The 22,463-nt window shown below is 65.4% G+C and carries 16 protein-coding genes; 10 read left to right on the top strand and 6 right to left on the bottom strand.

Annotated features, from left to right (window positions below):
- The first annotated feature begins 176 nt into the window (after positions 1–176).
- Positions 177–2,621 (top strand): penicillin acylase family protein, encoded by a 2,445-nt coding sequence (locus ACE10X_RS04895; RefSeq protein WP_038387600.1) that lies wholly within the window; start codon positions 177–179, stop codon positions 2,619–2,621.
- 192 nt (positions 2,622–2,813) lie between these two features.
- Here ACE10X_RS04895 and ACE10X_RS04900 read toward each other — a convergent pair whose 3' ends face one another.
- A complete protein-coding gene (locus tag ACE10X_RS04900; RefSeq protein ID WP_038387599.1) occupies positions 2,814–3,095 on the bottom strand; it encodes a hypothetical protein in 282 nt (93 codons plus the stop codon).
- A gap of 152 nt (positions 3,096–3,247) precedes the next feature.
- On the opposite strand from ACE10X_RS04900, the gene ACE10X_RS04905 reads away from it, so the two are divergent.
- A complete protein-coding gene (locus ACE10X_RS04905) occupies positions 3,248–3,841 on the top strand; it encodes an N-acetyltransferase (RefSeq protein ID WP_038387598.1) in 594 nt (197 codons plus the stop codon).
- A 263-nt stretch (positions 3,842–4,104) separates the two neighbouring features.
- Positions 4,105–4,731 (top strand): glutathione S-transferase family protein, encoded by a 627-nt coding sequence (locus tag ACE10X_RS04910; RefSeq protein ID WP_038387597.1) that lies wholly within the window; start codon positions 4,105–4,107, stop codon positions 4,729–4,731.
- 253 nt (positions 4,732–4,984) lie between these two features.
- Here the strand turns inward: ACE10X_RS04910 and maiA are convergent, their stop codons facing one another.
- From maiA to metF, 3 genes are all read right to left on the bottom strand, one after another.
- Positions 4,985–5,644: a maleylacetoacetate isomerase gene (maiA, locus tag ACE10X_RS04915; protein ID WP_038387596.1), complete on the bottom strand. Its 660-nt coding sequence runs from the start codon at positions 5,642–5,644 to the stop codon at positions 4,985–4,987.
- Positions 5,645–5,813: 169 nt separating this feature from the next.
- Positions 5,814–9,668 (bottom strand): methionine synthase, encoded by a 3,855-nt coding sequence (gene metH / locus ACE10X_RS04920; protein WP_304557462.1) that lies wholly within the window; start codon positions 9,666–9,668, stop codon positions 5,814–5,816.
- Positions 9,669–9,671: 3 nt separating this feature from the next.
- Entirely contained in the window at positions 9,672–10,586 is a 915-nt protein-coding gene (gene metF, locus ACE10X_RS04925) for a methylenetetrahydrofolate reductase [NAD(P)H] (RefSeq protein WP_038387593.1), read from the bottom strand.
- Positions 10,587–10,975: 389 nt separating this feature from the next.
- On the opposite strand from metF, the gene ACE10X_RS04930 reads away from it, so the two are divergent.
- Positions 10,976–11,998: an LLM class flavin-dependent oxidoreductase gene (locus ACE10X_RS04930; RefSeq protein ID WP_038387592.1), complete on the top strand. Its 1,023-nt coding sequence runs from the start codon at positions 10,976–10,978 to the stop codon at positions 11,996–11,998.
- A 148-nt stretch (positions 11,999–12,146) separates the two neighbouring features.
- On the opposite strand, the gene ACE10X_RS04935 is transcribed toward ACE10X_RS04930, so the two are convergent.
- Both ACE10X_RS04935 and ACE10X_RS04940 read right to left on the bottom strand, forming a co-directional pair.
- On the bottom strand, positions 12,147–13,007 hold the full coding sequence (locus ACE10X_RS04935) for a prephenate dehydratase (protein ID WP_038387591.1): 861 nt from the start codon (positions 13,005–13,007) through the stop codon (positions 12,147–12,149).
- A gap of 21 nt (positions 13,008–13,028) precedes the next feature.
- Positions 13,029–13,769, bottom strand: coding sequence for a 3-deoxy-manno-octulosonate cytidylyltransferase (locus ACE10X_RS04940; RefSeq protein ID WP_038387590.1), 741 nt, complete (start codon positions 13,767–13,769; stop codon positions 13,029–13,031).
- 200 nt (positions 13,770–13,969) lie between these two features.
- On the opposite strand from ACE10X_RS04940, the gene ACE10X_RS04945 reads away from it, so the two are divergent.
- The 6 genes from ACE10X_RS04945 (at position 13,970) to ACE10X_RS04970 (ending at position 22,453) form a co-directional block, all read left to right on the top strand.
- Entirely contained in the window at positions 13,970–14,518 is a 549-nt protein-coding gene (locus ACE10X_RS04945; RefSeq protein ID WP_028342300.1) for a cytochrome c family protein, read from the top strand.
- A 263-nt stretch (positions 14,519–14,781) separates the two neighbouring features.
- Positions 14,782–16,638 carry an extracellular solute-binding protein gene (locus tag ACE10X_RS04950; protein WP_038387589.1) on the top strand — a complete coding sequence of 619 codons (1,857 nt, stop codon included), beginning with the start codon at positions 14,782–14,784 and terminating at the stop codon, positions 16,636–16,638.
- Between the two features lie 17 nt (positions 16,639–16,655).
- Complete coding sequence (locus ACE10X_RS04955; protein ID WP_038387588.1) at positions 16,656–18,527, top strand: extracellular solute-binding protein; 1,872 nt, start codon at positions 16,656–16,658, stop codon at positions 18,525–18,527.
- 3 nt (positions 18,528–18,530) lie between these two features.
- Positions 18,531–19,640: a microcin C ABC transporter permease YejB gene (locus tag ACE10X_RS04960; protein WP_016842625.1), complete on the top strand. Its 1,110-nt coding sequence runs from the start codon at positions 18,531–18,533 to the stop codon at positions 19,638–19,640.
- Positions 19,640–20,824: an ABC transporter permease gene (locus ACE10X_RS04965; RefSeq protein WP_038387587.1), complete on the top strand. Its 1,185-nt coding sequence runs from the start codon at positions 19,640–19,642 to the stop codon at positions 20,822–20,824. The genes ACE10X_RS04960 and ACE10X_RS04965 overlap by 1 nt, the downstream gene beginning before the upstream one ends.
- 3 nt (positions 20,825–20,827) lie before the next feature.
- Complete coding sequence (locus tag ACE10X_RS04970) at positions 20,828–22,453, top strand: ABC transporter ATP-binding protein (protein WP_038387586.1); 1,626 nt, start codon at positions 20,828–20,830, stop codon at positions 22,451–22,453.
- Positions 22,454–22,463 lie beyond the last annotated feature (10 nt).

Consider the following 22,463-nt stretch of genomic DNA (forward strand, 5'->3'; position numbering starts at 1 on the left):
GGGGCTCTCCCCGCATCATGACTAGTCCCATCGCGGCGAAACCCCCAACCCAGCCCTCTCAGCGCGAGCTTTGCTCGTCGCGACCCGCAAGCGGGAGAGGGGGCGCAGCGTCGCTGCCGCTCAATTCAATCTCGTCAAGTGCGCACAACAATCAATAACAACCATCGGAGAACAACATGAACACGGATCTCAACCGCGTCGCCAAGCTACTCGCTGCCGCGCTCTGTGCCGCAATACTCACCGCTCCCGCCACCGCGCGCGAGAAGCCGAGCCCGCTCGTCGCAGCGCGCGAGGTCAAGACCGACGTCGCGGGGCTGAAGGCGCCGGGCCAGATCCTGGTCGATGTCTGGGGCATTCCGCACATCTATGCCGGCAACGAGCACGACCTGTTCTTCCTGCAGGGCTTCAACGCCGCGCGCGACCGGCTCTGGCAGATCGATCTCTGGCGCAAGCGCGGGCTGGGCCTGCTGGCGAAGGATTTTGGCCCCGCTTATGCCGAGCAGGACAAGGCGCTGCGTCTGTTCCTCTATCGCGGCGACATGAATGCGGAATGGGCCGCCTATGGCCCGAAGGCGAAATCCTATGCGGAGGCGTTCGTCGCCGGCGTCAACGCCTACGTCGCCGACGTCCAGGCGGGCAAGCGCGCGTTGCCGATCGAGTTCAGGATCGCAGGTACGATGCCGGATTTGTGGTCGGCAGAGGATGTCGTGCGCGTCCGCAGCCATGGTCTGACGCGCAACGTCGCCTCCGAGGTGAAGCGCTCGCGGGTGGCCTGCGCTGCCGGCCTCGATGCCGATCGTTTCCGCGTCAAGCTGGAGCCGACCTGGACCACCAGGATTCCCGATGGCCTCGATCCCTGCAGCGTGCCGAAGGCGGTGCTCGCCGCCTACGATCTTGCCACGCGGCCGGTGAAGTTCGCCGCCCCGAAGGACCAGAAGGCGGCGCTGGCGCATGATCCCGACACGTACCTCGCCGAGGCCGACCAGCAGCGCGACACCATCGGCTCCAACAATTGGGTGATCGCGGCATCGCGCACCGCGACCGGACGTCCGATCCTCGCCAACGATCCGCATCGCGAGCACTCGGTGCCGTCGCTGCGCTACATCGTCGGCCTCAACGCGCCCGGCATTTCCGTGATCGGCGCCGGCGAGCCGGCGCTGCCGGGCATCTCGATCGGCCACAACGACACCATCGCGTTCGGGCTGACCATCTTCAACGTCGACCAGGAAGACCTCTACGTCTACGACCTCAACCCCGACAATCCGAACCAGTACCGCTACGGCACCGGCTGGGAGGACATGCGGATCGTGCATGAGAAGGAGGCGGTGAAGGGCGAGCCCGACCGCGACCTCGAGCTGAAGTTCACCCGCCACGGCCCGGTGATCTTCGTCGATGCCGACAGGAAGCATGCCTTCGCCGTGCGCTCGATCTGGTTCGAGCCGGGCACCTCGGCCTATTTCGGCTCGTCCGACTACATGACCGCGAAGTCGTGGGCCGGCTTCCTCGGTGCGATGCGGCGCTGGGGCGCGCCGTCGGAGAACCAGGTTTATGCGGATATCAGCGGCAATATCGGCTGGGTCGCCGCCGGCAAGACGCCGCGCCGCGCCAGTTTCGACGGCCTGATGCCGGTGCCCGGCGACGGCCGCTATGAGTGGCAGGGCTTTCTGTCGCTCGACGAATTGCCGAAGCTCTATCAGCCGAAGCAGGGTTTTATCGCCACCGCCAACCAGATGAACCTGCCGGCGGATTATCCGGTGGGTGAGCGCAGGGTCGGATTCGAATGGGCCGACAGCGCGCGCTGGCAGCGCATCACCGAGGTGCTGCAGGCCAACAGCAAGGTGACGCTGGCGGACGCGATGGCGCTGCAGAACGACGACACCGGCATGCTCGCGCGGCGCCTCGTCGCGCTGCTGAAGCCGCTCACGTCGGATGATGCGAACGTCAGGAAGGGCCTCGATCTGCTCAAGGCGTGGGATGCGCGCGACGCGGCGGACAGCGCGGCCGCCGCGGTCTACGAGGTGTGGATCGCAAACCATCTCGGCCCGGTGCTGCTCAAGACCACCGCGCCGAAGGCGGCCGAGCTGATCGCGCCGGAGGCCTCCAGCATCTCCGCCATTGTCGGCTATCTCGAAAAGCCGGACGCGGCGCTCGGTAGCGATCCCTCAGCCGAGCGCGACCGCGTGCTGCGCGACAGCCTCGGCGAGGCCGTCGCCGACGTTGCCGACAAGCTCGGTCCCGATGCGTCGACCTGGCGCTGGGGCCGGCTGCATGTCGCGCAATTCAATCACGCGCTGATGCCGCTCGCCGACAAGGCGACCGCGGCGCAGATGCAGGTCGGCCAACTTGCATTCGGCGGCGCCGCCAACGTGCCGCGCGCCGCCACCTATCGCCGTTCCGACTATCATCTGATCTCCGGCGCTTCATTCCGCATGGTGCTCGATGTCGGCAATTGGGATGCGAGCCGCGCCGTCAACACGCCGGGTCAATCCGGCGATCCCTTCAGCGGCCACTACCGCGACCTCGCGCCGCTGTGGGCGACGGGCCAGTATGTGCCGCTACTCTACAGCCGCGGCGCCGTCGAAGCCGCAACCGCGGAAGCGATCACGCTGACGCCGAGGTGAGAGGGCGAGTACGTCTCACCGGCTGCGCCACAAACTCCACCGTCGTCCCGGCGAAGGCCGGGACCCATAACCACGAATGCCGATTGCTTTGCGGTGCCGGGACCACAGCGCCGTTCAACAACGCAACCCTGTGGTTATGGGTCCCTGCTTCCGCAGGGACGACAGCGAGTGTGTAGCAAGCGCCGGCGCACCCTACCTCTCAAGCTTCTCCTGCACCTCAAGCATCGCGCGCAGCGTGTCGTCGCTGAGCTTGCCGTTCGGCGACGGCGCGCGCCGCTCGACGGTCTCGACCGGGCGCGCATGCTGCGGAACAACCGGCGTGCTGCGCATTGGTGCACCATCCTCGATGTCTGCGGCCTCGTCAGCCGCACGCACACCCAGCGCGTAACCGACGCCACGCCGGCGCCGCGCGGGCTTCGGCTTCGGTGGTGGCGGCGTAGTGATGATCGGCGGCAGCGTGTGATGGCGCGACACGGTCGATGCTCCGGGGGCCTCTCGACATCGAGCGCCTGATTCGCGCAAATCCCCACTGACAAATCGGTAACGTTGTTGCGCGGCGTTGCATTGCATCTGCGCAGTGACATGCCGATATTTCCCGACAGCAATATGGAACCAAAGGTCGCTTAATGCTGCTGCCCGACGGCTATTCCGACATCCCACACGGCAAAATCGCCGCTGTCGTCACACATCTGGAAATGACTGCGCGCCCGGCGCGGCGCGACGATCCGCCCGGCGCGTGGCGCCTGCGCAAGGTCGAGCCGCCCGCGCTCGACTGGTATCGCGATCTCTACCGCCGCGTCGGCGAGGAATGGCTGTGGTTCACCCGCACCGCGCTCGATGATTCCGATCTCGCCTCGAGGATCCACGCCCCCGGCAACGAGCTCTACGGGCTGGCCGTCGACGGCCAGGATGAGGGCCTGCTCGAACTCGATTTCAGCGTGCCCGGCGAATGCCAGCTGCTCTATTTCGGCGTCACCGCAAAATTCATCGGCACCGGCGCCGCGCGCTTCCTGATGAACCGCGCGCTCGAGATCGCCTGGTCGCGCGACGTCAGCCGCGTCTGGGTGCACACCTGCACCTTCGACCATCCTTCGGCCGTCGCGTTCTACCAGCGCTCCGGCTTTCGTCCGTTCCTGCGGCAGATCGAGGTGGCGGACGATCCGAGGCTCGACGGCAAACTGCCGCGCGATGCGGCGAGGCACGTGCCGGTGATTGGGTAGCTGCTCTGCCGTCGTCCCGGGCAAGCGTAAGCGCGACCCGGGACCCGTTGCGCACCAGGCAGGAACGGCACGCTGAGCGAGCACGGCTGCCTCAGCGGAATTAATGGCAGGCAATGCCTTACCGGAATGACTCCGCATGTTGCAACGCGACGCAACCCATCTAGGATGGTGCAAAGCGCAACCTTTGACCCGGCGTGGCCGCTCCCCTCGAATGCTTTTGCTTCGCGGCGCGGCTGGCCGCGGCATGACCGACGAGATGACAGATGTTTTTGATCGGCCAGTACGACTCGCCCTTTGTCCGCCGCACCGCGATCGCGCTGCGGCTTTATGGATTGCCGTTTGAGCACAAGCCGTGGTCGACGTTCGGCGATGCGGAGAAGGTTGCGGCCTACAATCCGGTGCGGCGGGTGCCGACGCTGGTGCTTGATGACGGCGAGGCGCTAATCGAGAGCGGCGCGATCCTGGATTATCTCGACGAGCTGGTCGGGCCGGACAAGGCGATGATTGCACGCTCGGGGCCCGAGCGGCGCAAGCATCTGCGCATCACGGCGCTGGCGACCGGGCTCGCCGACAAGGCGGTGAGCCTTGTCTATGAGCGCGTGCTGCGCAAGGAGCAGCTGAAGCTCTGGGTCGAGCGTTGCGAGGCGCAGATCGCTGGCGTGCTCGCGGTGCTGGAGCAGGAGCGCGCGGCGGTGCCGTCGCCATATTGGCTGGGGAATCGCATCGGCCATGCCGACATCGCGGTGGCCTGCGCGCTGCGCTTCACCGGCGAGGCGCATCCGCATCTGTTCGACGCGCGCTATCCGGCGCTCAAGGCCCACGCCGCGCGCTGCGAGGCGCTGCCGCCGTTCCAGGAGATCGTGCAGCCGCTGGCGCCGCCGAGCGGTTAGGGCGGCGTAGCGTCATCTCTCTCCGTCGTCATTCCCCGGTGCGCAATTGCGCACCGCAACACACTCAGTGTCGTCCCGGCGAAGGCCGGGACCCATAACCACCGCTGCAAATGGTTATGCGATGCTGGAACGGCCAGTCCCATCCGCAACATCCGCCGCGGCGTATCGGTCCCGGCCTTCGCCGGGACGACGGTCGAGAGAGAACCGCGCACGCGTCTGCGCCTCTGCGTGTCCTTTGCAACGCGTCCGCAACCTACTTCGCCCGCATCGCTTCCGGTGTATCCGGCTGCACGGACGGATGCGCCTTCGCGAACGCCGGCAGCGCCATGGCGGTCTCGTGGATGCGCTTCACGGTCGGCCAGGGCGACAGGCTGATCTGCTGGTTGATCGCCGCCGTGACGTGGCCGACCAGGCAGATGTCGGCAAGGGTCGGCGCATCGCCATGACAGAACCGGCCGGTTGCCTTGTGGCCGGCGAGGTGGCCCTCGAGCGCCGCCAGCGTCTCGATCGTCCAGTGCCGCCGCCACGCGTTCTGCTGGCTGTCGCGCAGATCGAGCTCGCGGTCGAGATAGCGGCGCAGGCGCGGCGTCAGCAGCGGATGGCCCTCGCAGGCGACGATCAGTGCCAGCCCGCGCACCCGGGCGCGGCCGAGCGCATCCGCCGGCAGCAGCGGCGGCGTCGGAAAAGTCTCGTCGAGCCAGTCGATGATCGCCAGCGACTGGAACAGCACCGTGCCGTCGTCGGTCACGAGCGCCGGCAGCGCCATCTGCGGATTGATCTTGCGATAGGCGTCGGTGCGATGCGCGTCCGCATCGAGATCGACGAAGACGACGTCGGCGGCCACGCCCTTGAGGTTGAGCGCAATCCGCACCCGAAAGCTCGCCAGCGATCGCCAGAAGGAGAAGAATTGCATGGAGTGCACCCCGCATTTCTTCCCCTCTCCCCTTGTGGGAGGGGGTGGACGCGATGCGGCAGCATCGCGGACGGTGAGGGGTCTGCCTCCGCGGATAGAGACCCCTCATCCGGCTCGCATCTGTCGATGCGAGCCACCTTCTCCCACAAGGGGAGAAGGGAAGAAAGAGCTATCCCGCCCCCACCTTCTTCTTGCGCCAGGCGAGGTGCACCGCGCAGGTGCAGCCCTGCGGATGCGAGGCCAGCTCCGCGTCGTTGGCAGGCGTCGCGGCGGGCGCGATCGCCGATCCCTTGGCGCCGTCCTGCGCGGGGATGTAGTTCAGCACCGGCGCCAGCCAGCGCTCGATCTCGGCGACCGTCATGGCCTTGCGCGCGGCATAGTCCTCGACCTGGTCGCGCTCGATCTTGCCGACGCCGAAATAGAAGCTCTCGGGGTGCGAGAAATACAGGCCCGAGACCGACGACCCCGGCCACATCGCAAAGCTCTCGGTCAGCTTCACGCCGGCGGTGTTCTCGGCATCGAGCAGCGCGAACAGCGTCCGCTTCTCGGTGTGGTCGGGCTGCGCCGGATAGCCGGGCGCCGGGCGGATGCCATCGTACTTCTCGAGGATCAATTCGTCCGCCGACCACGCCTCGTCGGGCGCATAGCCCCAGAACTCCTTGCGCACGCGCTGGTGCATGCGCTCGGCAAAGGCTTCCGCCAGGCGATCGGCCAGCGCCTTGCACAGGATCGAGGAGTAGTCGTCATTGGCGTTCTTGAAGCGGTCGGCGACCGCATCCTCGCCGATCCCGGCCGTGACCACGAAGCCGCCGATATAGTCGGCGATGCCGGTTTCCTTCGGCGCGATGAAATCGGACAGCGCGGCGTTGAAGCGGCCCTCGCGCTTCTCGAGCTGCTGGCGCAGCGTATGGAAGGTCGCGATCTTCCTGGCCCGGCTCTCGTCGGCATACACCTCGATGTCGTCGCCGACGGCGTTGGCCGGCCAGAAGCCGACGGTGGCGCGGGCGGTGAACCACTTCTCCTTGATGATGGTGTCGAGCATCTTGCGCGCGTCGGCATAGAGCGAGCGGGCGACTTCGCCGACCTTGGGATCGTCGAGAATCGCCGGGAAGCGGCCGGTCAGCTCCCAGGTCTGGAAGAACGGCGTCCAGTCGATGTAGTCGGCGAGCTCGGCGAGATCGTAGGCATCAAAGCTCTTCAGCCCGAAGAAGGCCGGCTTCTTCGGCGGCGCCGCCGCAAAGTCGATCGCGACCTTGTTGGCGCGGGCGTCGCCCAGCTTCAGCCGCTTCTTGTCGGCCTGGGCGCGGAAATGCGCCGTCGAGATCTTGGCGTATTCGGCGCGCACCTCGGCGGCGTAGGCCTGCTTCTTCTCGGCCGACAGCAGCGAGGAGGCGACGCCGACGGCGCGGCTCGCATCGTTGACATGCACGACCGGGCCGCCCGGATAGTTCGGGTCGATCTTCACGGCGGTGTGCACGCGGCTCGTGGTGGCGCCGCCGATCAGGAGCGGCAGGTTCATGCCCTGCCGTTGCAGCTCGCCGGCGAGGAAGCTCATCTCGTCGAGCGAGGGCGTGATCAGGCCGGACAGGCCGATGATGTCGGCGCCCTCGGCCTTCGCGGTCTCGATGATCTTGTTGGCGGGCACCATGACGCCGAGGTCGATGACCTCGAAATTGTTGCACTGGAGCACGATGCCGACGATGTTCTTGCCGATGTCGTGGACGTCGCCCTTCACCGTCGCGAGTACGATCTTGCCTGCGGCGTTGCGGCCGCCGGTGATGCCGTTGGCGAGGTTGCGGGCCTTCTCCTCCTCCATGAACGGCATCAGATAGGCGACCGCCTGCTTCATCACGCGGGCCGACTTCACGACCTGCGGCAGGAACATCTTGCCGTCGCCGAACAGGTCGCCGACCACGTTCATGCCGGCCATCAGCGGGCCCTCGATGACATCGAGCGGACGGGACGCGTTCTGGCGCGCGGCCTCGGTGTCGTCTTCGATGAACTCGGTGATGCCGTGCACCAACGCGTGCGACAGCCGCTTCTCGACCGGCCATTCGCGCCAGGTGAGATCCTGCTCCTTGGTCTGCTTCTCCTTGCCGCGGAACTTCTCGGCCAGCGCCAGGAGCCGCTCGGAGGCGCCGGGATCGCGGTTGAGGATCACGTCCTCGCAGGTCTGGCGCAGCTCGGGGTCGATGTCGTCATAGACGATCATCTGCCCGGCATTGACGATGCCCATGTCCATGCCGGCATGGATCGCGTGATACAGGAACACCGAGTGCATCGCCTCGCGCACCGGCTCGTTGCCGCGGAACGAGAACGACAGGTTGGAGACGCCGCCGGAGATGTGGGCGGCCGGCAGGTTCTGGCGGATCCAGCGCGTCGCCTCGATGAAATCGACGCCGTAATTGTTGTGCTCCTCGAGGCCGGTCGCGATCGCAAAAATGTTCGGATCGAAGATGATGTCCTCCGGCGGGAAGTCGAGCCGGCCGACCAGGATGTCATAGGCGCGCTTGCAGATTTCGGTCTTGCGCGCGAACGTGTCGGCCTGGCCGGTCTCATCGAACGCCATCACCACCACGGCGGCGCCGTGGCGCTTGGCGACCGTCGCTTCGTGCAGGAATTTCTCCTCGCCTTCCTTCATCGAGATCGAGTTCACGATCGGCTTGCCCTGGATGCACTTCAGGCCGGCTTCGATGACGTGGAATTTCGACGAGTCGACCATCACGGGCACGCGCGCGATGTCGGGCTCGGCGGCGACGAGGTTGAGGAACGTCACCATCGCCGCCTCAGAGTCGAGGAGACCCTCGTCCATGTTGACGTCGATGACCTGGGCGCCGTTCTCGACCTGGTCGCGCGCGACCTGCAGCGCGGCGGTGTAGTCGCCGGCGGTGATCAGCTTGCGGAAGCGTGCGGAGCCGGTGACGTTGGTGCGCTCGCCGACATTCACGAACGGGATGGCGTCGGTCAGCGTGAACGGCTCGAGGCCGGACAGCCTGAGCCGCGGTGCGATCTCGGGCACCACGCGCGGCTTGTGCGGGGCGACGGCCTTGGCGATCGCCGCGATATGGTCGGGCGTGGTGCCGCAGCAGCCGCCGACGATGTTGACGAGGCCGGCGGCGGCGAATTCGCCGATCAGCCGCGCCATGTAGTCCGGCGTCTCGTCATACTGGCCGAATTCGTTGGGCAGGCCGGCGTTCGGATAAGCACACACCAGCGTGTCGGCGACGCGGCCGATATCGGCGATGTGCGCCCGCAGATCCTCGGCGCCGAGTGCGCAGTTGAAGCCGATCGTGATCGGCTTGGCGTGCCGCACCGAATGCCAGAACGCCTCCGGCAATTGCCCGGAGAGCAGGCGGCCGGACTTGTCGGTGATGGTGCCGGAAATCATCACGGGCACGTCGATGCCGCGCTCCTCGATGATCTCGGAGATCGCGTACAGCGCGGCCTTGGCGTTCAGCGTGTCGAAGATGGTCTCAACTAGCAGCAGGTCGGCGCCGCCGTCGAGCAGGCCCTTGGCCTGTTCGCCATAGGCCTTGCGCAAATCGTCGAAGGTGACCGCGCGATAGCCGGGATTGGAAACGTCGGGCGAGATCGAGGCGGTGCGGTTGGTCGGGCCGAGCGCGCCGGCGACAAAGCGCGGCTTGCCGTCTTCGGCGCTCACCCGCTCGGCGGCGGTGCGCGCCAGGCGGGCGCCCTGCAGGTTCAGCTCATAGGCGAGGTCCGACATGTCGTAGTCGGCCTGCGCGATCGACGTCGAGGAGAAGGTGTTGGTCGCGACGATGTCGGCGCCGGCGCGCAGATATGCGGCGTGGATGTCCGTGATCGCAGCGGGCTGGGTCAGGATCAACAGATCGTTGTTGCCCTTGATGTCGCGGTGGAAGTCCGCAAAGCGCGCGCCGCGGAAAGCGGCTTCATCGAATTGCAGGCCCTGGATCATCGTGCCCATGGCGCCGTCGAGCACCAGGATGCGCTCGCGGGCAGCCGCGAGCAAAGCGTTACGCTTGGGGGAAACGGGAACGGACATGTGTCAGGCAGCTTTCTGGGCACCGTTCGGCCGGATGCCGAGCAGGTGGCTGATCGCGAACACGAGGTCCGCGCGGTTCATGGTGTAGAAGTGGAAGGTGTCGACGCCGTGCTTGAACAGCTTCTGCACCTGGCCGGCGGCGACGGTGGCGGCGACCAGCTTGCGGGTCTCGGCGTCGTTGTCGAGGCCCTCGAACTTCTCGGCGAGCCAGTCCGGCACGCTGGTACCGGCGCGGGTCACGAAATTGCGCGCCTGCTTGAAATTGTGCATCGGCATGATGCCCGGCACGATCGGAATCTCGATGCCGCGCGCGCGCACCCGGTCGACATAGCGGTGGTAGAGGTCGTTGTCGAAGAACACCTGGGTAATCGCGCGCGTCGCGCCGGCGTCGACCTTGGCCTTCAGCGTGTCGATATCGGCGTCGAAATCCTTCGCTTCCGGATGCTTCTCCGGATAGGCGGACACCGAGATCTCGATGTCGGCGTGCCGCCGCTTGATCCCGGCAACGAGCTCGGCCGAGCTCTGGTAGCCGTCCGGATGGGTGAAGTACGGCGTGCCGATGCCGCCGGGCGGATCGCCGCGCAGCGCGACGATGTGACGGACGCCGACCTCATGATAGCGGTCGACGATGTCGTCGATCTCGCCGCGCGAGGCGCTGACGCAGGTCAGATGCGCGGCCGGCAGCAGATCGGTCTCGCGCAGGATGCGAGTGATGGTCGAATGGGTGCGCTCGCGGGTCGAGCCGCCCGCGCCGTAGGTGACCGAGACGAAGTTCGGCGTCAGCGGCGCCAGGCGATTGATCGTCTCCCAGAGATTGCGCTCCATCTCTTCGGTCTTCGGCGGGAAGAACTCGAAGGAGATTTTCGGCGCCTTGGGCGCACGCGGTGCGTTATGCACGGAGGAAATGGTCTCGGTCATGATACGCAAAGGCTCCGCAACTGGAGGGCAGACGTCCGGCCTGGATATGAAGGCCCTAAGATAAGCCAAACGCGTGGGATCAAACAGCCCATCGGATATGGGAAATTGCCCATTCGTGGCGTAGATTCGACAAAAACTGACTATCGAGAACGTCAGGTGGGCAAGTCATTGGTTCCACGACAATAGAATTAATATGTTGAAAATACTGATATAATAACGAATTTCCAAGTGATTAGAGGTCGAAATCGATAGTGGGTAGCTTGGTGCATCAATGAATCGTCGTATATCGTCCCAAAATCAGCGGCTGCCGGCGCCGACGTTTCGCTGCGGGACTGGTCTGCGCGGCCGGGGCCTTTGTCGCCTCGTGGCACCACACTAGGTTGACGGCCATGATTCCGCTCTCCGTCCTCGACCTGTCCGTCGTCACCACTGGCACCAGGCCGGCCGCTGCGCTCCGCAACAGCATCGATCTGGCGCGCCATGTCGATGGTCTCGGCTACACACGTTATTGGCTCGCCGAGCACCACAACCTCGCTTCCGTCGCGAGCCCGGCGCCCGATCTGATGATCGGGCAGATCGCGGCGGTGACGCAGCATATCCGTGTCGGCTCCGGCGGCGTGATGCTGCCCAACCATGCGCCGCTGGTGGTCGCCGAACGCTTCAAGATGCTGGAGGCGCTGTTTCCCGGCCGCATCGATCTCGGCCTCGGCCGCGCGCCCGGCACCGACGGCGCCACCGCCTACGCGCTGCGCAGCCGGCTCGATCGCCGCGAGGGCGATGATTTCCTCGAGCGGCTGCACGAGCTGACCTTGTGGGAGACGCGCGATTTCCCACCCGGCCATCCCTACAACAATGTGGTGGCGATGCCGGACGACTCGCCGCTGCCGCCGATCTGGCTGCTCGGCTCGAGCGATTATTCCGCCGAGCTCGCCGCACAGGTCGGGATGGGCTTTGCGTTCGCGCATCATTTTGCCACTCACGACGCAATTGCGGCGATGACGAACTACCGCGCGCATTTCAAGCCGTCGGGCTGGCGCGCGACGCCGCAGTCGATCCTGGCAGTCGCCGTCGTCACGGCGGAGACCGACGCGGAAGCCGAGCGGCTTGCGATGTCGATGGATCTCAACCGGCTGCGCCGCGACCGCGGCCAGTATCTGCCGCTGCCTAGCGTCGAGGAGGCAGAAGCCTATCCCTACACCGACGCCGAGCGCGCCTCGATCGCGCGCAACCGCGCCCGCCTCTTCGTCGGCAGCCCTGCAACTGTGATGACGAAGCTGCAGCCGCTGATCGCGGCGACCCAGGCCGACGAGCTGATGGTGATATCAGCGGTCTACGACCACGCGGCGCGGAAGAAGTCGTACAGCCTGCTCGCCGAGGCGTTCGGGCTTGCGAAGAGGGCGGCCGTTTCGTGATCGTCGTCCCGGCGAAAGCCGGGACCCATACGCCGCGGCCCCCGTTGTTGCGCAAACTGGTTGTCGCCTTTGCTGCCTACCAACATCGGTGGTTATGGGTCCCGGCTTTCGCCGGGACGACCCCGTAGAGAGGCTGCGCTCGCCTGGTCTAATCCTGCGTCTCGCTGAAGGTGGCGCGGAACGGGTGGCCGGGATAGACGCCGACGATGCGGAATTCGCGCGAGAAGAATTTCAATTCCTCGATCGCAAAGGCGAGCCCGCGGTCGTCGGGGTGACCGTCGACATCGGCATAGAATTGCGTGGCGAAGAAATTGCCGTCGACCATGTAGCTTTCGAGCTTGGTCATGTTGACGCCGTTGGTGGCAAAGCCGCCCAGCGCCTTGTAGAGCGCGGCGGGCAAGTTGCGCACCCGGAAGACAAAAGTCGTGACCAGCGGTCCCGAGCCCTGCGCGGCCCATTTCGCCTCGCGCGCCAGCACCACGAAGCGGGTGGTGTTGTGGGCCTCGTCCTCGATGTCCTCGGCGAGAATGTCGAGGCCGTAGATATCGGCGGCGAGGCGGGAGGCGATCGCCGCCACGCTCTTGTCGCCGCGCTCGGAGATGTCGCGGGCGCTGCCGGCGGTGTCGGCGGCGACGATCGGCTTGATGCCGAGCCTGCGGATGACGCGGCGGCACTGGCCGAGCGCGTGGACGTGGCTCTCCACGCTCTTGATGTCGGCGAGCTTGGTGCCCTTGATCGCCATCAGCTGGTGGCGGATCGGCAAGAACCATTCGCCGACGATGAACAGGCCCGAGGCCGGCAGCAAATGATGGATATCGGCGACGCGGCCGGCGACCGAATTCTCGATCGGGATCATGCCGAGATCGGCCTCGCCCGAGGAAATCGCCGCCAGCGCGTCCTCGAAGGTTGGGCAGGGCATCGGCTCGGCGTCGGGATAGGCCTCGACGATCGCGATATGGGAATTGGCGCCAGGCTCGCCCTGGAACGCGATTTTCAGCTTCTTGGTCATGGGTGGCCTTTTACCAGCCGGTCAGGCTTTGGAAAGTATTCTGCGGGCGGTTTCGAGATCGGCCGGGGTGTCGACGCCGCGCGGGACGGTATCGACGATGGTGATGTCGATCCGCATCCCGGCTTCCAGCGCGCGCAACTGCTCGAGCTTTTCCTGCTGCTCCAGCGGCGAGGGCGGCAGCGCTACGAACCGCTCCAGCGCGGCGCGGCGATAGGCGTACAGGCCGATATGATGGTAGCGCGGCCCGTCGCCATAAGGCGCGGTGGTGCGGGTGAAATACAGCGCGCGCAACCGGTTCGGCCCGATCGGCGAGCCGACCGCCTTGACGACGCTGGGCGCCTGATCCTCCTCCTCGCTATGGATGCGCGAGGCCAGGGTCGAGATGTCGACTGCGGGATCGTCAAGCGCCGGCATCACGCTGCGGATGGTCTCGGGGGTGATGGTCGGAAAATCGCCCTGCAGATTGACCACGATCTCGGCACGGCCGCCCGGGTCGAGGGTCGTCATCGCTTCATAAATCCGGTCCGAGCCGGACGGGTGGTCGGGGCGGGTCATCACGACCTCGCCTCCGGCAGCCTTCACCGCCGTAGCGATCTCGGCCGTGTCGGTGGCGACCGCAACCCGGCCGATGCCTGCCGCCTCGGCGCGCCGCAGCACATGGACGATCATCGGCACGCCGGCGATCTGGAGCAGCGGTTTTCCTGGCAACCGGGTGGCGGCCATGCGGGCCGGAATCAGCACCAAGGTACGGGGTTGGGTCATTCGTGTCGGGGCCCGTCCGGCCTGCGGAAATTGCCGGGGAGGAGGTTGAATTCGGCGCGTTTATACGGGTTGCCAGAGCGCGGGCAAACCGATATCTCAACCCTGCTTGGGGCGGTGCGATAAGGCCGATTCCCAGGTCTTTCCCCGCGGCCGTATTCCCGGCCTGAAGTCGACATTCAAGGCCCGGAGCCTGACCCAAAATGGACTCCTTCGAACTCAACAAAATCCTCGGTGCGGTTCTCGGCACCTGCATCGTCGTCCTGGTGATGAGCTTTGCCGCCAGCGCGAAATTCGCGCCGAAGCTGCCGGAGAAGCCGGGTTTTGAGATCGCGGTGAAGGAAGAGTCCCATGGCGGTGGCGGCGAGGCCGCTGCGGCCGCATCCGAGCCGATCGAGAAGCTGCTGCAGACCGCTTCGGTCGAGAAGGGCGCGGCGGCCGCCAAGAAGTGCCAGGCCTGCCACACCTTCGAGAAGGGCGGTCCCAACCGCGTCGGCCCGAACCTGTTCGGCGTCGTCGGCGAGAAGAAGGGCGAGGGCCGCGGTTTCAATTTCTCGGCCGCGATGAAGGGCAAGGGCGGCGAATGGTCGTTCGACGACCTCAACAAGTTCCTGACCAACCCGAAGGGCTTCATCCCGGGCACCGCGATGGGCTTCGCCGGCGTGCCGAAGGACAGCGAGCGCGCCGACATCATCGCCTATCTGAATTCGAACTCGGAGCACCCGGCTCCGCTCCCGACCGCCTCGAAGTAACGATTTGCTTCGCGCAAGCATGCGGATGAAACGGCCAGGCAATGCCTGGCCGTTTTCGCATGGGGAATCCGCTGTCGCGGGGTTGTTATCGGGACGTTTCGCCGCACCGATATTGTTCCCGGGCCAATATCATGAGGAAAAAGCAACGTAATTTGTCGAACCGTTGCCTTATATTGGGTCCCATGTAAGCGGGGCCGCAAGCAGGAAGACCGAATTTGGCGATCACCCGACGACACCTCCTTCAAGGCAGCGCACTGGCGGCAATGGCTCCGGCGCTCGGACTCTCCCCCGGCCTGTCGGCGATCACGCCGGCCTTCGCCGACGATGCCCCCAACGGGCTGAAATGGCGGCACGGCCTCTCGACCTACGGCGAAATCAAATATCCCGCCGACTTCAAGCGCTACGACTACGTCAAGCCGGACGCGCCGAAGGGCGGCGTGGTGCGGCTGTTCCAGCCCGGCACCTATGACAGCTTCAACCTCGTCGTTGCGGGGTTGAAGGGCTCCGTCTCGGCGGCTGTCGCCCGCATCTACGACTCGCTGATGGAGGCCTCGCTCGACGAGCCCGATACCTATTACGGCGAACTCGCCGAGGCGGCAGCCTTTCCCGATGATTTCTCATACGTGATCTACCGCCTGCGGCCCGGATCACGCTGGCACGACGGCAAGCCGGTCACGCCGGAGGACGTGATCTTCTCCTTCGAGGCGTGGAAGGCGAACAGCCCGATGTTCAGCGCCTACTACCGGCATATCGTAAAGGCCGAGAAGATCGGCGATCGCGACGTCAAGTTCACATTCGACAGCGCAGGCAACCGCGAGCTGCCGATGATTACCGGCCAGCTCACTATTTTGCCCAAGCATTGGTGGGAAGGCACCGACGCGCAGGGCAAGAAGCGTGACATCACCGCGAGCACGCTGGAGCCGCCGCTCGGCTCGGGTCCCTATCGGATCAAGGAGTTCGTCGCCGGGCGGTCGGTCGTGCTCGAGCGCGTCAAAGTCTACTGGGGCAAGGACATTCCGATCGCGATCGGACAGAACAATTTCGACGAGCTGCGCTACGAATATTTCCGCGACGACACCGTCGCGCGCGAGGCGCTGAAGGCCGACCAGTTCGATTGGTACAACGAGCGTAGCGCCAAGGAATGGGCGTCGGCCTACGACGTGTCGCCGGTGCGTGAGAAGCGGCTGCTCAAGGAGCTCTTCACCGTTCGCAACCAGGGTCGGATGCAGGGCTGGGTGTTCAACCTGAGGCGCCCGAAATTCGCCGATGCCAGGCTGCGCCGCGCCTTCAACTACGCGTTCGATTTCGAAGAGATGAATCGCGTGCTCTCGACCGGCGAGTATCATCGCGATTCAAGCTATTTCGACGGCATCCCCGATCTGATGGCGACCGGCCTGCCGGAAGGCAAGGAGCTCGAGATCCTGGAGACGGTGCGCGACAAGGTGCCTCCGGAAGTCTTCACGACGCCCTACAAGGATCCGGTCGGCGGCACGCCGGAGAACGTGCGCGCCAATCTGCGCGAGGCGACGCGGCTGTTGAAGGAAGCAGGCTTCGAGATCCGCGATCGCAAGCTCATCGATTCGTCCGGTCAGCCGTTCACGGTCGAGATACTCGGCAACAGCGGCGATTCCGGCATGGAGCGGATTGCGCTGTTCTACAAGCCGAGCCTTGAGCGCCTCGGCATCACCGTCAATCTGCGTGCCGTGGACACGGTGCAGTATCAGAACCGGGTCCGCGAATACGATTTCGAGATGGTGACCCAGGTCTGGGGCCAGTCGATCTCGCCCGGCAACGAGCAGCGCGACAATTTCGGCTCGCAGGCGGCCGACCGGCCAGGCTCCAACAATCTTCCCGGCATCAAGAATCCGGCGGTCGATGCCATCATCGAGCGCATCATCTTCGCCACCAGCCGCGCCGATCAGGTCGCCGCCGCCAAGGCGCTGGACCGGGTCTTGCTCTGGAACTTCTATCTTGTTCCACACTTCAATTACGACAAGCAGCGCTACGCGTACTGGGATCGCTTCAGCCATCCCGACCCGCTGCCGAAATACGCTGTTTCGGGATTCCCAAATCTTTGGTGGTACGACGCCGACAAGGCGGCCAAGCTCAAGCGTTCATAGAACTCAAGGATTCGCGCATGGCGCTATTCTCCCGTCGGCACGCACTCGGTCTCGGCATCGGTGCGTTGGGTGCTGCAGGCTTGCGTGCTGCACCGGCGGTGGCCGACAACGGAACCGAGATGCACGGCATGTCGGTGTTCGGCGACCTGAAATATCCGGCGGATTTCAAGATCTTCGACTACGTCAATCCGAAGGCGCCGAAGGGCGGGGCGTTCTCGGTGATCCCGTGGGTGCGCGGTTACAACCAGTCCTACTACACCTTCAATTCGCTGAATGCCTACGTCCTCAAGGGCGAAGGCGCGCAGGGCATGGACATGACGTTCGCGACGCTGATGTCGCGCGCCAATGACGAGCCCGACGCCATGTACGGCTATGCCGCGAAGTCGGTGCAGATTTCGCCGGACAAGCTGACCTACCGCTTCACCATGCGCCCCGAGGCGCGCTTCCATGACGGCTCGAAGCTGACCGCGCAGGACGTCGCCTTCTCGCTCAATACGCTGAAGGAAAAAGGCCACCCGCTGATCCAGGTGCAGCTGCGCGACTTCGTCAAGGCCGAGGCGCCCGATGACGCGACCGTGGTGGTGACCTTCGCCGCGGGGCGCGCGCGCGACGTGCCGCTCTATGTTGCGGGCCTGCCGATTTTCTCCAAGGCCTATTACGCGAACCGGTCCTTCGAGGACTCGACGCTCGATGCGCCGCTCGGCTCGGGGCCGTACAAGGTCGGCCGGTTCGAGGTCAACCGCTACGTCGAATTCGACCGCATCAAGGACTGGTGGGGCGCCGAGCTGCCGGTCAATCGCGGCAGCTACAATTTCGACACCGTGCGCTACGAATTCTATCGCGACCGCGATGTGGCGTTCGAGGGCTTCACCTCGAAGAGCTATCTGTTTCGCGAGGAGTTCACCGCGCGCGTCTGGGCGACACGCTACGATTTCCCCGCCGTGAAGGATGGTCGCGTCAAGCGCGAGACGCTGCCCGACGATACGCCGTCCGGCGCACAGGGCTGGTTCATCAACACGCGCCGCGACAAGTTCAAGGATCCACGCGTGCGCGAGGCGCTGATCTGCGCCTTCGACTTCGAGTGGACCAACAAGACCATCATGTACGATGCCTATGCGCGCACCGTCTCGCCGTTCCAGAACTCGGATATGGTGGCGGACGGGCCTCCCTCGCCGGAGGAGCTGGCGCTGCTCGAGCCGTTCCGCGGCCAGGTGCCCGACGAGGTGTTCGGCCTGCCGTTCGTGCCGCCGATGTCCGACGGTTCCGGCCAGGATCGCGCGCTGCTGCGCAAGGCGGTGCAACTGCTCAACGAGGCCGGCTGTGTCGTCAAGGACGGCAAGCGCGTGCTGCCGAACGGCGAGCCCATCACCATCGAGTTCCTCAACGACGAGCCCTCGCTGCAGCCGCACCATGGGCCTTACATCAAGAACCTCGGCACGCTCGGCATCGCGGCGACGTTCCGCCTGGTCGACGCGGTGCAGTACCGCGCTCGGGTGGAAGACTTCGATTTCGACATGACCATGCAGCGCTTCAGCTTCTCGGCGACGCCCGGCGACAGCATGCGGCCGTTCTTCTCCTCGCACGCCGCGAAGACCAAGGGCTCCTACAATCTCGCGGGCATCGCCAATCCCGCGATCGACGTGCTGATCGAGAAGATCATCGGTGCCAACAGCCGCCATGAGCTGACGATCGCCTGCCGCGCCTTCGACCGCGTGTTCCGCGCCGGCCGCTACTGGGTGCCGCAATGGTACCGCAACACGCATCCGATCGCCTATTGGGACCAGTTCGGCCATACCGAGAAGCTGGCGAAATACGCCCAGGGCGTCGGCGCCCCGGAGAACTGGTGGTATGATGCGGCCAAGGCCGCGAAGCTCGAGCAGGCGAAGTAGCCGATGAGCGCCTATATCGCCCGACGTATCTTCCTGATGCTGCCGACGCTGCTCGGCATCCTGTTCGTCTCCTTCGTGGTCGTGCAGTTTGCCCCCGGCGGTCCGGTCGAGCGTGTCATCGCGCAGATCAACGGCGCCGACACCGGCGGCACGTCGCGCGTGTCGGGAGGCGGCGGCGATTTCGGCGCGCAGCGCGGCCAGGGCGCGGGCGCAGGCGCGGCCATCAACTCGAAATACCGCGGCGCGCAGGGCCTCGATCCTGATTTCATCAAGAAGCTCGAGGTGCAGTTCGGCTTCGACAAGCCTGCGCCGGAGCGGTTCGCGCTGATGGTGTGGAATTTCGCGCGGTTCGATTTCGGCAATAGCTATTTCCGGAGTGTCAGCGTGCTGCAGCTGATCAAGGAGAAGCTGCCGGTCTCGATGTCGCTCGGCATCTGGATGACGCTGCTGACCTATCTGATCTCGATCCCGCTCGGTATCCGCAAGGCGGTGCAGGACGGCTCGCGGTTCGATACCTGGACCTCGGCGGTGATCATCATCGGCTTTGCGATACCGGGCTTCCTGTTCGCGATCCTCCTGATCGTGCTGTTTGCCGGCGGCTCATTCCTCAATATCTTCCCGCTGCGCGGCCTGACTTCGGACGGCTGGGCGCAATTCCCCTGGTACTGGAAGATCATCGACTATTTCTGGCACCTGACGCTGCCGCTGGTGTCGATGGCGCTCGGCGCCTTCGCCACCATGACCCTGCTGACCAAGAACTCGTTCCTCGATGAGATCCGCAAGCAATATGTGATGACCGCGCGCGCCAAGGGTTGCAGCGAGCGCCAGGTGCTGTACGGCCACATCTTCCGCAACGCCATGCTGATCGTGATCGCCGGCTTCCCCGGCGCGTTCATCCACGCGTTCTTCTCCGGCTCGCTGCTGATCGAAACCATCTTCTCGCTCGACGGGCTCGGCCTGCTTGGCTTCGAGAGCGTGTTGAACCGCGACTATCCGGTGGTGTTCGGGACGTTGTTCATCTTCTCGCTGGTCGGGCTGGTGGTCAATCTGCTCTCCGATCTCGCCTATATGTGGATCGATCCTCGGATCGATTTCGAAGCGCGGGAGGTCTGATGACGATGCTCGCGCCCCAACCGGTCGAGACCTCGACGCAATCGCCGCTCGGCGAGGCGGTGCCCGCGACGCGGCATGGCTTTTCGCCGTCGCCGCTGAACAGGCGGCGCTGGCAGAACTTCAAGGCCAATCGCCGCGGCTACTGGTCGTTCTGGATCTTCCTCGTGCTGTTCGTGGCGTCGCTGTTCGCCAATTTCATCGCCAACGACAAGCCGCTGATGGTCAAATATGACGGCCGCCTCTACTGGCCGGTGATCTTCACCTACGCCGAGACCACGTTCGGCGGTGACTTCGAGACCGCGGCCGATTATCGCGATCCCTATTTGCAGAAGCAGATCGCCGCCAAGGGCGGCAGCATGATCTGGCCGCCGATCCGTTACTCCTACGACAGCCGCAACCTCGACCCGCCGACGGCGGTGCCGTCGAAGCCGACCTGGCTCCTGACCGAAGAGCAGTGCAAGGACGTGGTGAAGCGGAAGGGACTGACCGGGTGCCGCGACCTCGAATACAACTGGCTCGGCACCGACGATCAGGGCCGCGACGTGGTCGCGCGGCTGATCTACGGCTTCCGCATCTCGGTGCTGTTCGGCCTGACGCTGACCATCCTGTCCTCGATCATCGGCATCGCCGCCGGCGGCGTGCAGGGCTATTTCGGCGGCTGGACCGATCTCTTCTTCCAGCGGCTGATCGAGATCTGGACCGCGATCCCCTCGCTCTATCTGCTGCTGATCATCTCGGCGGTGCTGCCGCCGGGCTTCTTCATCCTGCTCGGAATCCTCCTGCTATTCTCCTGGGTCTCGCTGGTCGGCCTGGTGCGCGCCGAGTTCCTGCGCGGCCGCAATTTCGAATACATCCAGGCGGCGCGCGCGCTTGGCGTCTCCAACGGCGTGATCATGTTCCGCCATCTGCTGCCGAACGCGATGGTCGCGACCATGACGTTCCTGCCCTTCATCGTCTCGTCCTCGGTGATGACACTGACGGCGCTGGATTTCCTCGGCTTCGGCCTGCCGCCCGGTTCGCCCTCGCTCGGCGAGTTGCTGTCGCAGGGCAAGGCCAATGTGCAGGCGCCGTGGCTCGGCCTCACCGGATTCTTCTCGGTCGCGATCATGCTGTCGCTCCTGATCTTCATCGGCGAAGCCGCGCGCGACGCCTTCGATCCACGCAAGACGTTCTCGAAGGGCTGAGGCATGGACGCGATCAACCAGCCTTTGCTCGATGTCCGCGATCTCTCGGTCGCCTTCGGCCGCGCGCTTGCGGTCGACGGCATCTCGTTCTCGATCAAGCGCGGCGAGTGCGTCGCGCTGGTCGGCGAATCCGGTTCGGGAAAATCCGTCAGCGCGCTGTCGGTGCTGAAGCTGCTGCCCTATCCGACGGCATCGCATCCCAGCGGCGCGATCCGCTTCCGCGGCCGCAACCTCTTGACCGCGTCCGATCAGGAGATGCGCGAGGTCCGCGGCAACGACATCTCGATCATCTTCCAGGAGCCGATGACCTCGCTCAATCCGCTCCAGACCATCGAGACCCAGATCGGCGAGATCCTGTCGCTGCACAGGGGCGTCAGTGGCGCGGCGGCGCGGGCGCGGACGCTGGAGCTACTGGGCCAGGTCGGCATCCCCGAGCCGGAGACGCGGCTCAAGAGCTATCCGCACCAATTGTCCGGCGGCCAGCGCCAGCGCGTGATGATCGCGATGGCGCTTGCCAACGAGCCCGATCTGTTGATCGCGGACGAGCCGACCACCGCGCTCGACGTCACCGTGCAGGCGCAGATCCTGGCGCTGCTGGCCGAGATCAGGGCGCGGCTCGGCATGAGCCTCTTGTTCATCACCCACGACCTCGGCATCGTCCGCCGCATCGCCGACACGGTCTGCGTGATGAACAACGGCAAGATCGTCGAGCAGGGTCCGGTCGAGCAGGTCTTCACCGCGCCGAAGCACGCCTATACCCAGGCGCTGCTCGCGGCCGAGCCGAAGCCCGATCCGGCGCCGCCGCAGCCGGGCGCAGCGGTCGTGATGTCGGCGGACAATCTCAAGGTCTGGTTTCCGATCAAGCGCGGGCTGTTGCGCTCGACCGTCGGCCACATCAAGGCGGTCGATGGCGTCAGCCTCGCGGTGCGCAAGGGCGAGACGCTCGGCGTGGTCGGCGAATCCGGCTCCGGCAAGACCACGCTCGGGCTCGCGCTGCTTCGGCTGATTTCGTCCGATGGTCCGATCGTGTTCCTCGGCAACGACATCCAGGGCCTGCGCTTCAAGCAGATGCGGCCGTTCCGCCGCGACATGCAGATCGTGTTCCAGGATCCGTTCGGCTCGCTCAGCCCGCGCATGTCGGTGGCCGACATCATTGCCGAGGGCCTCGAGGTGCACCAGAAGCAGCTGTCGCGCGAGGAGCGCGAGGCGCGGGTGATCAAGGCTTTGAAGGATGTCGGGCTCGATCCCGACTGGCGCTTCCGCTATCCGCACGAATTCTCCGGCGGCCAGCGCCAGCGCATCTCGATCGCGCGCGCGGTCGTGCTGGAGCCGAATTTCGTCGTGCTGGACGAGCCGACCAGCGCGCTCGACATGCTGCTGCAGGCCCAGATGGTCGACCTGCTGCGCGACCTGCAGCGCAAGCGCGACCTCACCTACATGTTCATCTCGCACGATCTGCGCGTGGTCGCCTCGCTGGCGAGCCATTTGATCGTGATGAAATCCGGCAAGGTCGAAGAGGAAGGACCGGCCTCCGAGCTGTTCAAGAACCCGAAGAGCGACTACACCCGCGCGCTGTTCGCCGCCGCGTTCCGCATCGAAGCGGCCGGCGACGGGGCGGTGGCGACGTAATCTTGTAGGA

The organism is Bradyrhizobium sp. Pha-3, from assembly GCF_042258325.1.
Lineage (GTDB): Bacteria > Pseudomonadota > Alphaproteobacteria > Rhizobiales > Xanthobacteraceae > Bradyrhizobium > Bradyrhizobium elkanii.

Coding starts and splice junctions, on each gene's coding strand:
- ACE10X_RS04940 (WP_038387590.1), bottom strand. CDS start 13,769: ATGACCCAACCCCGTACCTTGGTGCTGATTCCGGCCCGCATGGCCGCC.
- ACE10X_RS04935 (WP_038387591.1), bottom strand. CDS start 13,007: ATGACCAAGAAGCTGAAAATCGCGTTCCAGGGCGAGCCTGGCGCCAAT.
- ACE10X_RS04970 (WP_038387586.1), top strand. CDS start 20,828: ATGGACGCGATCAACCAGCCTTTGCTCGATGTCCGCGATCTCTCGGTC.
- ACE10X_RS04950 (WP_038387589.1), top strand. CDS start 14,782: ATGGCTCCGGCGCTCGGACTCTCCCCCGGCCTGTCGGCGATCACGCCG.
- metH (WP_304557462.1), bottom strand. CDS start 9,668: ATGTCCGTTCCCGTTTCCCCCAAGCGTAACGCTTTGCTCGCGGCTGCC.
- ACE10X_RS04960 (WP_016842625.1), top strand. CDS start 18,531: ATGAGCGCCTATATCGCCCGACGTATCTTCCTGATGCTGCCGACGCTG.
- ACE10X_RS04905 (WP_038387598.1), top strand. CDS start 3,248: ATGCTGCTGCCCGACGGCTATTCCGACATCCCACACGGCAAAATCGCC.
- ACE10X_RS04895 (WP_038387600.1), top strand. CDS start 177: ATGAACACGGATCTCAACCGCGTCGCCAAGCTACTCGCTGCCGCGCTC.
- ACE10X_RS04955 (WP_038387588.1), top strand. CDS start 16,656: ATGGCGCTATTCTCCCGTCGGCACGCACTCGGTCTCGGCATCGGTGCG.
- ACE10X_RS04945 (WP_028342300.1), top strand. CDS start 13,970: ATGGACTCCTTCGAACTCAACAAAATCCTCGGTGCGGTTCTCGGCACC.
- metF (WP_038387593.1), bottom strand. CDS start 10,586: ATGACCGAGACCATTTCCTCCGTGCATAACGCACCGCGTGCGCCCAAG.
- ACE10X_RS04910 (WP_038387597.1), top strand. CDS start 4,105: ATGTTTTTGATCGGCCAGTACGACTCGCCCTTTGTCCGCCGCACCGCG.
- maiA (WP_038387596.1), bottom strand. CDS start 5,644: ATGCAATTCTTCTCCTTCTGGCGATCGCTGGCGAGCTTTCGGGTGCGG.
- ACE10X_RS04965 (WP_038387587.1), top strand. CDS start 19,640: ATGACGATGCTCGCGCCCCAACCGGTCGAGACCTCGACGCAATCGCCG.
- ACE10X_RS04930 (WP_038387592.1), top strand. CDS start 10,976: ATGATTCCGCTCTCCGTCCTCGACCTGTCCGTCGTCACCACTGGCACC.